Consider the following 14,650-nt stretch of genomic DNA (forward strand, 5'->3'; position numbering starts at 1 on the left):
AGGAGCTGCGCTGAAATGAAGCATTGGACAAGAAACGCATCGTTGTCTTTAGCGGCGGCTATAACGCTGACCGCTTTCGGCAGTACCGCTGTGGCATTTGCCGGAAGCGACACCGTTCTGAATAATAAACCGCTCTATGAAGTGCGTACGGCCGCGGGAACCGGTGAGTTCAACCTTCGGGACGGCAAGTCGTTAAATGCGGCTTTCCGCCAGCCGTCGTCCCTGCTGTATGTTCCCGAAGAGGGGAGTTTCCTCGTTGCGGATACGCTTAATCAACGGCTGCGGTCCGTTTCTCTAGGCGAGACCAAGGCTGTGGCCGGTATGGATATTGGTTATGATGAATTCAATGCTCCGCAGGGAGCGTTAGCCGACGGTCCCGTGGATAAAGCGGCGTTCAACAGTCCGGCAGGCCTGGCTATCGATAACGCTGGAAACGTATATATCGCTGATTCGGAAAACAATGCTGTTCGCATGATCGACCGGGACGGAAAGGTAACGACAATTGCCGGAACCGGTGAGATCGGTTTGAAGGACGGCGCGGCCAAATTCGCGCAGCTCTATCATCCTCTTGATGTAGCCGTAACGAAGAATGGCATTGTCTATGTGGCTGATACGCTGAATCATGTCATTAGAATCATCGAAGGCGGCAATGTGAAGACAATTGGGACTGCCTCTACGCGTTCGGTTCAATATACTCCGGGAGCAGTGGAAGCTGCCGGCGATTTTGCAGACGGTTCGTTCAGCGAAGCAAAATTCAATGAGCCTAGTGGCTTGGCACTGGATGTGCAAGGCAATTTATACGTTAGCGATACGGGAAACCAGCGGATACGATATGTGGATTTCGCGAAAGGTACCGTAACGACTGCGGCCGGAGGAAAGAGCGGTCAAGCGGTCGTTTATGCCGCGGACTCTCCATACGCACAAGGCGGATACGCCGACGGCAACGCTCCAGACGCCCGATTTTATTCACCAAGGGGCTTGACCGTCACACCGGACGGCGGCCTGTTAATCGCCGACTCGCTCAACCACGTAATCCGTTACTTGAAGGATGGCCGAGTAAGCACTGTTGCCGGCTTTCCCGGTGAAACCGGAAAAGCCGATGGTTTGGCTATGGCTGCACAATTCAATAAGCCGATTGATGTCGCGTGGATGGGGAACGGGCGGATCGGTGTAGCCGACTCCGGAAGCAACAGGATTCTCATCATCTCTCCGTATACTGTGCCTCCGGGCGTGAAAGACAGTAAATCACCACAGCTGTTGTACAATTCGAGCTTATTGCAGCCGGATGTCGCACCCGTTACGATTAATAATTCGATATTCGTTCCTTTGCGGGTCCTTACCGAAAAGCTGGGATTCAAGGTGGAATACTCGGGCGGTAAAACGAAGTTAACACGCGGATCCGATACATATACAGTTCAAACGGGTTCGGTGAATGTTGTAAAATCGTCGGAGGGCGAAGCGAAGCAAAGCATCAAGCTGACTTCCGCTCCGTTCAACAAGAAGAATCGAATTTTTCTGCCGGTTAGATTTTTCGCTGAAGAGATGGGACTAGACGTCCAGTGGCTGCCTGAAATTCACGCGGTCCTGCTGCGTGATAAACGATTTTAATAAAAAATTTAGCCGTCCGATGCGAAATCGGGCGGCTTTTTTGCCGATATAGTAACTAATAAGTTGTCTTGGGAGGGATCAGGATGGAACAGCGGGACGATATGTCATACCTCAAGCGTTACGTTCAAAACCACCCCAATAACCGGATGGCATGGTATTTACTCGGCAAACAATATATGTTGGAAGGGAAAGAAGCTAAAGCCAATTACTGCTTTCTGCAGGCTGGCAGTATATACGAAGCGTACGAGCGTAAGAGGCATCCTCTCGCAAGCGAGCCGCAGCAAATGATTGCACAGTGGAATCGCAAACGCCGTCTTAAGATGCTGGCCGTTCGCTCGGCCGCTGCGATGATGCTCTTGCTGGCGGCTGTACTGGCGGATCCGTTCGCCGGGCATCAGGACGGCGGATATATTAATGAGAACGAAGCGAGCATTATTTCGTCCGGGAAAGAGGCATCCGGTAATGCAGAAGCTGCGCAGCTTGTCCGGGTGGTTTTCGTGGAGCCTTCTGAAAGCAGTGCAGTTGGCACGGCGATAGGTGATTTGATGGACGCCGGCGGCGGAAAGGCGCCCCGCCTTGGTCTTGCAGCAATGCTGCAGCAGGAGGATTCGTGGCGCAAATGGACGGGCGACACCCGTATGATTCTTTCCATGCGCCGTCAAGGGATGGGCGAAGCCTTCGATGTGACGCTGCTGGATGCGACGACGTGCGATTGCCAGCCTGCGGATGCTGCGGACGCTTATAAAACCTATAACAGCTGGAGCCGGGAGCAGGAGGAGCGTTGGACTTTATCGAGCGCCATCATCCAGTACCGCAGTCTGTTCGACCGATGGCCCAAGGCGCTGGAAGATATGGTGAGGCCGTATCCGAATAATGTCCTTGCTGGGGAAACGAAACAAATGCGCTCGATATTCCCTGATGTCCTGGAATCGCTGAAAGCTTCCGATTCGGCTGGAGCATCCGTTGTGCCGGCAGGCGGGGGAGGCGGTTCGGCCGTAAACAAGGGGAAGGACGAAGGTAGTGGCAGTGCTGTGCCGCTAACGGATAAACCTGTCGCGATCATCGTCGATAAAGACCGGCACCAGCTTGCAGTTGTCAGCGGAGATGTAATTATCCGCAGCTATACGGTTGGATTGGGCGGGTCAAAGACACCTTCAGGCAGCTTCTATATAAGCGAAAAGGTGAAAAACCCGAACGGCCGGGAAGACGGCGAATTTGGAAGCAGAGGGATGACATTGTCCGGGACGCGCTATGCCATTCATGGAACGAATGAACCAGGCAGCATTGGAGGGGATGAATCGCACGGGTGCATACGGATGCGTAAGGAAGATGTGGAAGAGCTGTACGATCTCGTGCCGCTCGGCACTCAAGTGGATATTAAAAGCGGGGTTCTTCCCTTTACCGTCCAGCCGCCCGCTGCAAGATTCAAGCTGACGCCGATGGAGAACGAGACGAACCCCGCTGTGGTTTACCGGTGGCTTCATTAAATTACTTGTCAAAGATGAGCAATAACGCCATTGCGACGACGATAACGCCGATTGCCGATCCGATCCACACCATCGCCTTTTTGTTCACTTGCTCTTTCTGTTTGGTTTTCATTATTGGCGGTTTTTTCTTTGCTTGGCTCATGCGGACCAACCTTTCTCTTACGGGTATGGTAATATACCCTCATTGTAACCGTTTCCGCAATAGCCCGCAATAATCAACCGCAGCTGGTGATCGACGGTCCCGCCGCTATATGCATGGCGGGCTCTTTCTTTTTCCAGTCGAACAAGTTAAAATGTTCCGTATAGCTAACATCAAGAACGGAGTGAAGCAAGTTGTTGTATACCACATTGGCCAAGCCCATCTTATTTCGGATGGATCCGGAGAAAGCCCATCATGTTGTGATAGACGGACTTCATTCAGCGACGCGGATACCGGGTATCCCGGCAATGATGCGCGCCATGTACGGCGTACCCGAGAGCCGGGAGCTTGCTGTCGATTTGTTCGGACTTCATTTTCCGCACCCTATCGGTTTGGCGGCCGGCTTGGATAAAAACGCAAAAGCGGTCGGTATGTTCGCCAATATCGGCTTCGGGTTCGCCGAGGTCGGCACAGTAACGCCGAAGGGACAAGCGGGCAACGAGCTGCCGCGGTTGTTCCGGCTGCCGACGGACGATGCGCTCGTCAATCGGATGGGCTTCAATAATGAAGGAACGGAAGCGATGGCAAGGCGGCTCGCTCAGAATCATCAACGCCGTATTCCGATAGCAGTAAATATAGGAAAGAATAAATCCACGCCAAATGAGCTCGCGCATGAGGATTACCGTGCATGTATGAAGGCGTTATATCCCTACGGAGATTTCTTTGTCATCAATATCAGTTCCCCGAATACTCCAGACCTGCGTGCTCTGCAGCATGGCGACGAGCTTCGGCTGCTGCTTTCCACTGTAATGGAGGAAATGGGCGTCCAGGCACAGGCAAGCGGTAGCGGGCGTAAACCGGTGCTTGTGAAGGTCGCGCCGGATATGACGAGCGAGCAGCTCGGCTATATGGTCGAGACGATCACGGCCAGCGGGGTAAACGGGATTATTGCCACGAATACAACTGTCAGCCGCGAAGGGTTAAAGCATCCGCATGCGAGGGAAACGGGCGGTTTAAGCGGCAAGCCCCTGAAGGAGCGTTCGACAGAGGTGGTGCGCCAAATATACAGCCAGACAGGCGGCAGACTGCCCATTATTGGCTCCGGCGGCATTTTTACGGCTGACGACGCATACGATAAAATTCGCGCCGGCGCAAGCTTAATCGAAATCTATACGGCGCTGATATATCGCGGACCCGGGCTTCTGAGGGAGCTTGCGGCCGGTATTAAGGAGCGTCTTCGCCGTGACGGATTCGGCAGTATTACGGAAGCTGTAGGCGCAGATCACAGGTAACAGTCAGGAGGCGGCTGGATGGACGGTAGGGATTGGGGGCTGTTTCTACAGCCTTACGAGCAAGCGGTGGAAGAGCTTAAAGTCAAATTCAAGACGCTGCGGACGGAGTTGAAGACAAGAGAGGCCTATGCGCCGATCGAGTTTGTCACCGGGCGTGTGAAACGGATATCGAGCATATTGGAGAAAGCCAAACGGCTGCAGGTACCGATGGAGCGAATCGAAACCGGCATCGAAGACATTGCGGGCATTCGCATCATGTGCCAGTTTGTCGATGATATCCACCGCGTTGCGGAGCTGATCCGAACGCGTAAGGATCTCACGCTTGTATTCGAGAAAGATTATATCACGAATTTCAAGGACAGCGGCTATCGCAGCTTTCATATGATTGTAGAATACCCGGTTCAAACCGCGATTGGTCTGAAAATTGTGCTTGCGGAGGTGCAAATCCGCACGCTTGCGATGAATTTCTGGGCGACGATCGAGCATTCGCTTAACTATAAGTATAAGGAAAGCCTGCCCGACGAAGTGCGCCTGAGGCTCAAGAAGGCGGCCGAGGCCGCGTCCGTCCTCGATGCGGAAATGTCCAGCATCAGGAAGGAAATTCTTGATGCACAGCGGGAATTCGAGGAGAAGTCGAACATGGTTTCGAGTGTGCTGAGCGACATACAGGATCTGTATTTCTTCCACCGCGTGAGGGAAGCCGTTCAGTTTCAGCTGCGCTTTAACGAGCTGTGGGAGCAGGAGGATGCTTACGGGATCCGGATGCTCGCAGATGAAATCCGCACTGCGCTGGTTCGGGTAAAGAAAAGCGGTGGCTCCTAAGTGCCGGCGGGTGCGCGTTATGACGAGAAGTTCGTCCACTTTGTCGTGCTGTTCAATGTGGACGAGGACTACTTCGAATGCCACGAGGTCATGGAGGAGCTGTGGCTGGAGGAAGGCCGCAACACCTTGTATCAAGGCCTGCTGCAGGCGGCGGTCGGTCTCCACCATTGGCGCAACGACAACTTCTCCGGCGCGGTGAAGCTGTTCACGCAAGCGGAAAATAAACTCGCCCATTACCCGGACGAGATGATGGGGCTTGACCTCAGGCAGCTGCGCAGCGATATCGCGCGCTGTCTTGAGCCTTTATCAGGTTGGTTGAAGCTCGCGGAAACAGGTAAAAGCGGAGAGAGCGGGGAAGCAGGGAAAACCGATGGTGGTGGCAAGCCGACGGAAGGACCGCCGGCTTTTGCCGCGTTCCGGCTTATTGTAACCGATGACGAGCTGCGTGCACTTGCGAAGGCGCTTGCGGACATTCCGCTGGAGCAGCGGCTCCATAAAGAGGATTGACGAAGACGCTGGTATTGGAGGCGGAAATAATATGACTAAACGAATGCGGCTGGACAAGCTGCTTGCGAATATGGGCTTCGGTACGAGAAGCGAAGTGAAGAGAGCCGTCAAACAGGGACGAGTTTCTGTGGACGGTCTGCGGGCGAAGGACAGCGGGATTACTCTGGATCCTGAATCGGCCGTTGTACTGTTCGACGGCGAACGCGTTATTTACCGTGATGTGATTTATTTCATGCTCAACAAGCCGAATGGTGTCGTATCCGCCACGGAAGATACGCGCGACCGGACGGTGATCGACCTGCTTGAGCCGCAGGACCGTGTGCTGCAGCCTTTTCCGGTTGGACGCCTCGACAAGGATACGGAAGGCTTGCTGCTGCTTACAAACGACGGTCATCTTGCACACGAGCTTCTTTCGCCGCGCAAGCATGTACCCAAGACGTATGAGGCAGTTGTGGACGGCGATGTCGGTGAGGCGGATGCAAGGGCGTTCGGCGCAGGTGTTAAACTTGACGATGGCTATGTGACGATGCCCGCGCGGCTCGTTGTCGACGGTAAGGAAGCGGGCGCTGGGGACGGAGCAGTGATTAGCCGGATTACGCTCACCATTCACGAAGGTAAGTTTCATCAGGTAAAAAGGATGTTTGAGGCCGTTGGCAAGAAGGTCGTTTATTTGCGCCGGGTTTCAATGGGACCGTTACTGCTCGATCCTTCGCTGCAGCTGGGGGAATACCGTCCATTGACGGAAGCGGAGATCGAAATGCTTATTTCCGTCCGCAGCACTGGAGCTGCTGACGATGACGGTTCAGGGAGCGGCGAATCGATTAATTTTGGCTTGGCGGGGAAGGCACAGCTGTTGGAAAGCGGGGAACAGGATGGCGCTTAACTATGATATTATCGCATTGGATGTCGACGGAACGCTTATAACGGATGCGCATGTGCTTACGCCGGCTGTTCGTGATGCCGTCAGGGAAGCAGCCTCCCGCGGAGCGGAGATTGTGCTGTGTACCGGCCGCGGGCCGATCAATGCGCTGCCTGTGCTGGATGCGCTTGGCCTGTCGGGTACGCTGATAACACATAACGGCGCTGCAACGGTCGATGCGGCACGGCGTGAGGTGCTGCACCAGTACGGGATCGAGGGTGCGGATGTCGCCAGATTTCGGGAATATTGCCTGAGTCATGGGTATCATTTTGATGTGAATACAGCCTTTGAATTGATGATTGAAGGTATAACACCGGACGCGGAAGCGATGTACGGCCGTTATGAAGTGAAGCCGATTTGGCGGGACGCAGCCTCGCCGCTTCCGGAAGGGCTTGTAAAATTCACAGTGTTCGGCGGCAAGGCGGAAATGGATGCGATTGAAGCGGATTGGAGCGGTTGGAAGGGCGGGCTGCAGCCGATCAGGAGCGGGGATTATTTTATCGATGTACAGCATCCGGAAGCGAGCAAAGGGACCGCACTTCGGCGGCTTGCGTTAGTACGCGGAGTCGAGATGAACAGAGTGATGGCGATCGGAAATTATTATAACGATATCGGGATGCTGACCTATGCAGGGCTAGGAGTGGCCGTAGCCAATTCGCCGGAAGCAGTAAAGTCGGCTTCAGATGCGATCACGTTATCGAATGAAGAGGATGGCGTTGCCCATGCGCTGCGGACATATGCCTGGTAACAAACAGAACCTCATAATCTCAAAAACGAAAAACCGCCGAAGGGGACTCCCGTCGGCGGTTGTTTTTGAACTATAGGAAGATTCTCTATAGTTTTTTTGGGGAAGAACTTCGACGGGCTATGCCGGCGAAGTTTCTTCTTGTTATCGGCTAAGCGAGAGATTAGTACAAGATTCCGCGGGATACGATGACCAGCAGAATGAACAAAACAAGAATCACACCAGCCGTCGTAAATCCGCCGTAACCTGCCACACCGGACATGCAAATTCCTCCCTGAGTAGGTATTTCCGTCGCCGTAAACGATCTGGTTGCCATCATGTTGTGTTTCGGCGTTCGGTATACAGTATTGTATGAATCCGGCCTGAAGAGGATTGGACGAATGTCCCTATACTTATTCAATTGGGCGTTTGTCCAGCCCGGCGAAGCAGCAATTCGGGTCGGATGTGCCGCGTACGGCCGCCATGGAGTGACAGCGGCCGTCGGTTATTTAAACCGCCTGAGCCCTTTGGGCAGGTGGTTCTTGATTTGGCCGCCGCTCGCTTTGCCCCATCCGAGCGGTAGGCCGTCTACGGCGACGAGGCCCCAACCGGCGGAGCCTTCCTCTGCGGGGAGGGTCTCCCCGCGCAGGAAGGCGGCGATTTCCGGGGCCTCGGGCCGGTAGGTCTGCACCCATGCGGCGGCGTCCGCGTGTACGGAGAGGGCCAGCGCGTGAGCGGGCTCGATGCGGTTCTTGCGGACGTCGCCGAGGTGCAGACCGGGGCGGGCGACCTTGAGACCGGTTAGGTCGCCCGCTTGGATTGGTCCGCCGCCGATTGTATGCGGCAGCCAGTAGAGCGCGTCGCCGAAGCGCAGCGGCTCGCCCGGCCCGAGAGCGATGCCGCCGGGCAGCGTCGCGTCAGTGAAGCCTCGCAGCAGCGCCATGTCGGCTGCAAGGCTGGCGCTTGGGCGGCCGGGTGCGCCTGCTTGCGTACGGCGCCGTCCGCCAAGACGAGCGCCGTCTGATTCATGGACCCGAGCATTGTTCCCGGCAGAGACGGTATCCGGGACTTCACCAGCCTTGGACAGCACAGCGACGAAATGCCCTTCGCCGCGGGATATATGCGGCCAAACCCGCTCGGTCTGTACAACCGAGAACTGCGGATGACGCTGACAAAATGCCTCTATTGTGTTTTCATTTTCGGCACGGTTGAAGGTGCAGGTCGAATAAACGAGCCGGCCGCCGGGCTTCAGCATGATGGCGGCATGGTCCAGAATATCCGCTTGCCTGGCTGCGCACATCACTACATGTGATTCCGACCATTCCGCGATAGCTCCTTCATCCTTACGGAACATGCCCTCGCCCGAACAAGGAGCATCGAGCATAATGCGGTCGAACATCGACGGGAATCTGCGCGATAGCTCATCCGGCGGGGCATTTGTTACAATTGCGTTGGCAATGCCGGCGCGTTCCACGTTTTCACTTAAGATTTGTGCGCGAGCGGGATGGATTTCATTGGCGACGAGGACGCCTTGACCTGCCATTTTCCCGGCAATTTGCGTTGTTTTGCCGCCCGGGGCTGCAGCCAGATCGAGAATAACCTCCCCCGGCTGAGGGTCCAACAGCTCGGCAGAGGTCATCGCTGAAGGTTCCTGGATATAGTACAGCCCCGCGGCATAGTACGGGTGCTTGCCAGGGCTGGTCGATTCATCATAATAGAAGCCTGTCGAACACCAGGGAATCGGTTCGAGTCTGAACTGCTTCTCCAATATGCTCAGCAGCTCCTTATTGGAGGTATACTTGAGCGGATTCAATCGTAAGCCATATGCCCGGGGGGCATCATAGCTTTCCAGAAATCGTTCTGCATCGGGACCGAGCATCGATTGCATATTGTGAATGTAAGCTTCAGGCAGTAGCTGGCGCACGTCTTAATAGCTCCTTTTTAGCGAGAAGATATCTCAAGAAATATGTATTTTATTGCTGACCATTATATCACATCTCGGCGATCGGCCAATCCAGCCTCTTCCCAATATACTAACTTTAATGCTGATAATGGATCATGCTCTGAAAGCATCAGAGACAGCCTGGGCTGCGTAATTTATGCGCAGGCTTGCTGTCTCTTTTTTGATTTTTGAAGAAAAGGAAATTAAAGGGGGATGTCGAATCAGTGAAAAGAAATGGGAAAATGGTTTACATTCAGGTTCGAGGAGATGAAGATGGTTATTGGCGCATTCAGCATTCGCACGATAAAACGATTTGGAAAACAATGATTTCGATATTCCCTAATAAGTGGTTAACAGCCTCCCGCGAATGGAAGATACCGTGTGATGTCAGATCAATTGAATTATTTTTGTCTCAGTTTAAAGGGGAAGCTGTGCAGTATCATCCGTCTGCACTCCATATTCCTTGGGTAAAAGAACTGGTCGAACGATGGCTTAAAGGAGATAACGCGGAGAAAGAAAGGCCGAATAAGGCCGAAATGACGGATGTTCTCGATGATGCACACTTGCGGAGATTGAGAGAGCGGTTGAAGCTGAGAGGGTATAGTCCGAAGACTCTAAAAGCATATGTTCTTCATGTCGAACATTTTCGCCGATATATCCCTAAGACGCTGAAAGATGTAGATAAAGAAAACATAACGAGTTATTTAATTCATTTGATCGATCGCGGTTGTTCCCGCTCCTTTATCAACCAGATGCTCAGCGCATTAAAATTTTTCTATATGGAGGTATGTCCAATTACATTTAACTGGGACTTCCCCCGTCCCAAGCGCGATCAAAAGCTGCCTGATGTTCTGAGCGCCGACGAGGTAGGAGCGATTCTAGCGTGCTGCTATACTTGACCTATTCCGCCGGTTTGCGTGTCGGCGAAGCGGTTCGGATTCGAGTAAAGGATATCGATGCTGCGCGTCAGGTTGTTTATTTCCGACAGGGAAAAGGGCGCAAGGACAGGCTTACACTTTTATCACAGAGAATGGTTGACATTCTGGGCAGTTACGTTCATGACGTACATCCGGATGCATGGCTTTTCCCGGGAGGTCAGCCAGGGAAGCATCTGACGGAGCGTAGCGCCCAGATGATTTTTGAACGAGCGAGAAGCAAGGCTGGGATTGTGAAAAAGGTCAGCATTCACAGCTTGCGGCATTCATTCGCCACCCATCTGCTTGAAAATGGCACCGATTTGCGCTATATCCAGGAACTCCTTGGCCATCAAAGCAGCAAAACGACACAAATATACACGCACGTCTCCGTGCGCGACGTCAGGCGAATCCAAAGTCCTCTTAATCGACTATAAAGCTTCGCCTATCAGCAAAACACACGGCGTTTACTGAAGTTCATCTATTGGGACGATGAGACTGATTATTGGAAATTCGTTGAATGGTAGTTATATGCAATTGGGGCAATTTTTTTGAGAGGTTGAAGCAAAATTGGTTTTCTACATATAAAACAATGGATTTTATTATTAGTATTATTATATATGGAGTAGGCGGAGTAGTAGTATTTTTACTATTTTTAATTTTCATAACAGAAGGAAGAATATTTAATGATTCCGGTATGAGTTGGAAAATTTATGTATATGGGATAATAGGATCAGTATGTTACTACATTGTAGATGAGATAGGCAAATATGTTTTATCAAGAAAGGAAGTTAGTAAGTAAATCAAGGATGGCCCCAACAGCATATAACACAGTTTCACGCTGTGGAGCTGTGCCCCTTGGTCTGCAGAGGCAATAGCAGAGATGTGAATTCAGCAGACAACCCTGCACCACCTAACCGCGTCACGGCCGGGACTAGCGTCCCTTAAGGTGGTGAGGGTTCGTGAATACAACAACGTTAAATTAAATCGGGAGAGCATGAAATACATTAAACCTAAACCAATAGGTGCGGTTCTTATCATATTGGAAATATTCATTATCTTAATGGTTAATAAATCAAATAACGTACTTAATACAGAAGAGATTCACAACGATATTGAAAGAAGACTCGAGAAGATCTCAGACAGTAATAATTTATCGAACTTTCAGATTAGAAGTGAAAAAGAAATAGGTGACTATATGTTTTATGTTTTTACTTATAGATACAAGGATTACAATAGACTATCCAGCGCAGTTTATCAACGAGTCGGTAACCAAAAATACAAATTCGATATGAGTATGGGACTAACATTTAAACTCAAAGATTCGGTAAATAAAGATAATATTGGGATAGAGAACTTTAGTTTTGATAAGTACCTTGTATTTTATGGAATAGTTCAAAAAGGAAAGCCAAATAAATTCACTATTCAATCAGGGACAATTAAAACTCAAGTTATTTTTCCTTCTAATCAATTCTTTATAGATCCGTATGTTCTAGAGAATCCAAATGAGTATAAAGTAACAGTTGAAAACTTCGAATAGAACTATGAGGGTAACTCTGGAGGTCCCCCTACATCATATAACACCGTATTCACGCATCGGGGACGGCATGTTGTCCCCTTGGTCTGTCGCTAGCCGCTCCAGACACATCTGGCTAAGTCCGTCGGACCCGGCTCCCGCTAATCACCTTAAGCCAGTGAGGGTTCGTGAATGCAAGAACGTTAGGTGAAATTATTGAAAGACTTGATTTTTACTCATTACCTGGGGTGATGGTATGGCATTGTCGGAAGAACATTCTTTTTTACTTAAATCTGTAGTTAATTGGTTTAACCAGAATGAACAAGTTTCGCATTACACCGAGGAAGTATACTCTGGTCCAAACCAAGCCGAATCATTTCTATTAAGTTCACTACCAAAAGAAGGTACTGTACTAGATGTTGGGTGCGGAGCTGGAAGAATAAGTTTGGAACTTGCACGACTTGGATATACAGTAACGGGCATTGATGTGAGTGGAAAGTTAATTAATGTGGCTCGTGAGGTTGCAATAGAGAATAATTTAGATATTCGCTTTTGCCATACCGAAAGCCAAGGTTTAGCTTTTGATGATAGCCAGTTTGATATAGTTGTTGCATTTAAGGTCTTGTGTTATTTGCCAACCAAAGATCTAAGAATGTTTTTATTAAGTGATTTATATCGGGTCCTTAAGCCCGGTGGTAGCTGCGTATTAACGCAGAATATCGTTCCAGATGAATTCATTGATGAAGCTAAGGATGAACACTTTATAAATAGTCCAGCATCCAGATTTAGTATTCTTGAACCGGGAGATAATTTTCCATTAGGGATTGGTTATGTACATTGGTTTACTAGTTATGAATTGCTGGAAGAGATCAGAAATACAAAATTTGAGGTAACCCGATTTGAAAGTGATGAAAACTATGGGGGATCGGGTTATTTAAGACTAGTAGAACTGAAGAAACCTTGCTATATAGATGGCACAAAAGATTTTTAAATTCGGTTGCAAAGTCGAGAAACGATTCGAGAATGATCTTTGCTGATCTCTGAGATGAACGTTTGAACTGCACTTCGATTTTCAGCCAAACTGGCATAGAAGACATTGTATATGACAGATTTTTTCAGCCATCCCCATAATCCTTCAATGGGATTGAGATCGGGAACTGTACGGTGGCAGAAACATCAACTGGAGAGATTCGGCGTGAGCTTGTAAAAAGGGTTGAATCAGTTTTGCGTGATGGATGCGGGCATTACCCAGAATGATGACGAGTCTTTCACCTGGAAATCGGGCAACAATTCGCTTTAAAAACGATAGAAAAACGTGAGCATCATAGTGCTCTTCTTCGACACAAAATACTTCACCGCTGGCATAATCGAGTTCGTCAAGCAGCTTGACGCCATGGTGCTTACCATAAGTTTTAATCTTTCGTTGATGCCCTTTGGGAAACCAGGTATTGGCTATGGCTTGGTAATCACGGATCATGGATTCATCTTCACGTTAATTATTATTCCATTTAGAGCATTCCAGTTACTAACTGAAGAGAGTCAACAGAGGAGATTTTTAGAGTTGGTTCTTAACCAATTGTCTGATGAAGGTGTTTTTATTATTAATACATATCGACCATACGGCATACTGGATGAATCTTGGGTACAGGATGAAACAGAAGATTGGGTAATTGAAGATCCTAAAACAAATAGTAGAGTTAGAAGAACTCATATTCGAAGAAGTATTGATATAAAAAAGCAGGTTACATATCCAGAACTCATTTATTATGTTGAGGAGTCGGATGGAACAGTCAATAAGCATATTGAGAAGTTAGCCATGAAGTATTACTACGAAGATCAATTACGGGAATTGGTAGAGACAAGTGGTTTTACAATCAAAGAAGAGTATGGTTATTACGATTATCGTCCGATTCAAGACGGTCCAGAATTAATTTTTGTGTGCAATTCGAAGAAGAGTTGAACTTCAGTTAACAAAGTGTTCCAGCTTCGCGGCTGTCGCCGCTCGGTCTGCCCGAGGCATTTCAAGGAAGCGGATTCAGGCAGACACATCGATTCCCTAAGATAAGAGCTATCTAATGGGGATCGACGTCAGGAACACAAGAACGTTAGAAGAAATCAATGCTAAAAACACTTGACAAAATCAAATTAAGATACTTATTAATCAATTTTAATTTATGGAGTGAGACAAATGATAGATTTGAAATATAAGCCAACAATTGTGGGGGAAAAAATTATTCTGAGACCTTTTAAAGTAATTGAAGATTTTCCACACTTAGAACAATGTTTAATGGATCCTGAGGTTTTAAAATTAACAGGAAGCTCATCTGATTATAATAGAGAAGAGGTTGTTAATTGGTATAATACAAGAAATGAACAAACTGACCGATTGGATCTCGCTATTGTTGATAAATTTCAAGATATCTTAGTTGGAGAAGTTGTGATCAATTTATATGATGAAAAAAGTCAAAGCATGAATTTTAGAATACTCATTGGACCCAATGGTAGAAATCGTGGAATAGGAACGGAAGCAACTCAACTAATTGTCGAGTATGTTTTTAAGAATACTGACCTTAACAAACTAACTTTGAGTGTTTTTGCTTTCAATCCTAGAGCAAAAAAAGTATATGAAAAAGTGGGATTTGTTATAGATAATGTTGATAAAAATGAATTAGAGTTTGAAGGAGAATGGATAGATTCTATTAATATGAAATTGACAAGAGAAAATTGGAAGAAGAAAAATGTATGAGGTAGTCGAAATACAGAGGACAACTATCTATCGA

The 14,650-nt window shown here is 49.2% G+C and carries 15 protein-coding genes and 1 pseudogene; 13 read left to right on the forward strand and 3 right to left on the reverse strand.

Annotation, left to right across the window (positions count from 1 at the left end; genetic code table 11):
• The first annotated feature begins 15 nt into the window (after positions 1–15).
• The 7 genes from KZ483_RS11345 to KZ483_RS11375 all read left to right on the forward strand — a co-directional run bounded on the left by KZ483_RS11345 (position 16) and on the right by KZ483_RS11375 (position 7,522).
• Positions 16–1,608, forward strand: coding sequence for a stalk domain-containing protein (locus KZ483_RS11345; RefSeq protein ID WP_220352747.1), 1,593 nt, complete (start codon positions 16–18; stop codon positions 1,606–1,608).
• An 83-nt stretch (positions 1,609–1,691) separates the two neighbouring features.
• Positions 1,692–3,095, forward strand: coding sequence for a L,D-transpeptidase (locus KZ483_RS11350; protein ID WP_220352748.1), 1,404 nt, complete (start codon positions 1,692–1,694; stop codon positions 3,093–3,095).
• Positions 3,096–3,428: 333 nt separating this feature from the next.
• Positions 3,429–4,526 (forward strand): quinone-dependent dihydroorotate dehydrogenase, encoded by a 1,098-nt coding sequence (locus tag KZ483_RS11355; RefSeq protein WP_220352749.1) that lies wholly within the window; start codon positions 3,429–3,431, stop codon positions 4,524–4,526.
• A gap of 18 nt (positions 4,527–4,544) precedes the next feature.
• Positions 4,545–5,348: a GTP diphosphokinase gene (locus KZ483_RS11360; protein WP_220352750.1), complete on the forward strand. Its 804-nt coding sequence runs from the start codon at positions 4,545–4,547 to the stop codon at positions 5,346–5,348.
• Positions 5,349–5,855 carry a DUF309 domain-containing protein gene (locus KZ483_RS11365; RefSeq protein ID WP_220352751.1) on the forward strand — a complete coding sequence of 169 codons (507 nt, stop codon included), beginning with the start codon at positions 5,349–5,351 and terminating at the stop codon, positions 5,853–5,855.
• Between the two features lie 31 nt (positions 5,856–5,886).
• Positions 5,887–6,738, forward strand: coding sequence for a pseudouridine synthase (locus tag KZ483_RS11370; protein ID WP_220352752.1), 852 nt, complete (start codon positions 5,887–5,889; stop codon positions 6,736–6,738).
• Positions 6,728–7,522, forward strand: a complete 795-nt coding sequence (locus tag KZ483_RS11375) for a Cof-type HAD-IIB family hydrolase (RefSeq protein ID WP_220352753.1) — start codon at positions 6,728–6,730, stop codon at positions 7,520–7,522. The genes KZ483_RS11370 and KZ483_RS11375 overlap by 11 nt, the downstream gene beginning before the upstream one ends.
• Positions 7,523–7,682: 160 nt before the next feature.
• Here KZ483_RS11375 and KZ483_RS11380 read toward each other — a convergent pair whose 3' ends face one another.
• Both KZ483_RS11380 and KZ483_RS11385 read right to left on the reverse strand, forming a co-directional pair.
• On the reverse strand, positions 7,683–7,781 hold the full coding sequence (locus tag KZ483_RS11380; protein ID WP_220352754.1) for a dihydroorotate dehydrogenase: 99 nt from the start codon (positions 7,779–7,781) through the stop codon (positions 7,683–7,685).
• A 222-nt stretch (positions 7,782–8,003) separates the two neighbouring features.
• Positions 8,004–9,422 (reverse strand): RsmB/NOP family class I SAM-dependent RNA methyltransferase, encoded by a 1,419-nt coding sequence (locus KZ483_RS11385; protein ID WP_220352755.1) that lies wholly within the window; start codon positions 9,420–9,422, stop codon positions 8,004–8,006.
• Positions 9,423–9,664: 242 nt separating this feature from the next.
• Here KZ483_RS11385 and KZ483_RS11390 point away from each other — a divergent pair, with 242 nt between their 5' ends.
• The 4 genes from KZ483_RS11390 to KZ483_RS11405 all read left to right on the forward strand — a co-directional run bounded on the left by KZ483_RS11390 (position 9,665) and on the right by KZ483_RS11405 (position 12,861).
• Positions 9,665–10,339 carry a tyrosine-type recombinase/integrase gene (locus KZ483_RS11390; RefSeq protein ID WP_220352756.1) on the forward strand — a complete coding sequence of 225 codons (675 nt, stop codon included), beginning with the start codon at positions 9,665–9,667 and terminating at the stop codon, positions 10,337–10,339.
• Entirely contained in the window at positions 10,324–10,791 is a 468-nt protein-coding gene (locus KZ483_RS11395) for a tyrosine-type recombinase/integrase (protein ID WP_258881655.1), read from the forward strand. Before KZ483_RS11390 ends, KZ483_RS11395 begins: the two co-directional genes overlap by 16 nt.
• Positions 10,792–11,351: 560 nt before the next feature.
• On the forward strand, positions 11,352–11,894 hold the full coding sequence (locus KZ483_RS11400) for a hypothetical protein (protein ID WP_220352757.1): 543 nt from the start codon (positions 11,352–11,354) through the stop codon (positions 11,892–11,894).
• Positions 11,895–12,126: 232 nt separating this feature from the next.
• The gene (locus tag KZ483_RS11405) at positions 12,127–12,861 is read left to right on the forward strand and encodes a class I SAM-dependent methyltransferase (protein WP_220352758.1); all 735 of its coding nucleotides are present in this window, start codon (positions 12,127–12,129) and stop codon (positions 12,859–12,861) included.
• Here KZ483_RS11405 and KZ483_RS11410 read toward each other — a convergent pair.
• Positions 12,858–13,359: pseudogene (locus KZ483_RS11410) on the reverse strand (IS630 family transposase); the annotation flags it as partial. The gene KZ483_RS11405 and the pseudogene KZ483_RS11410 sit on opposite strands and share 4 nt — an antisense overlap.
• A 72-nt stretch (positions 13,360–13,431) precedes the next feature.
• Here KZ483_RS11410 and KZ483_RS11415 point away from each other — a divergent pair.
• Positions 13,432–13,830, forward strand: a complete 399-nt coding sequence (locus KZ483_RS11415) for a hypothetical protein (protein WP_220352760.1) — start codon at positions 13,432–13,434, stop codon at positions 13,828–13,830.
• A 228-nt stretch (positions 13,831–14,058) separates the two neighbouring features.
• Positions 14,059–14,616 carry a GNAT family N-acetyltransferase gene (locus KZ483_RS11420; protein ID WP_220352761.1) on the forward strand — a complete coding sequence of 186 codons (558 nt, stop codon included), beginning with the start codon at positions 14,059–14,061 and terminating at the stop codon, positions 14,614–14,616.
• Positions 14,617–14,650 lie beyond the last annotated feature (34 nt).

The organism is Paenibacillus sp. sptzw28, assembly GCF_019550795.1.
Taxonomy (GTDB): domain Bacteria; phylum Bacillota; class Bacilli; order Paenibacillales; family Paenibacillaceae; genus Paenibacillus_Z.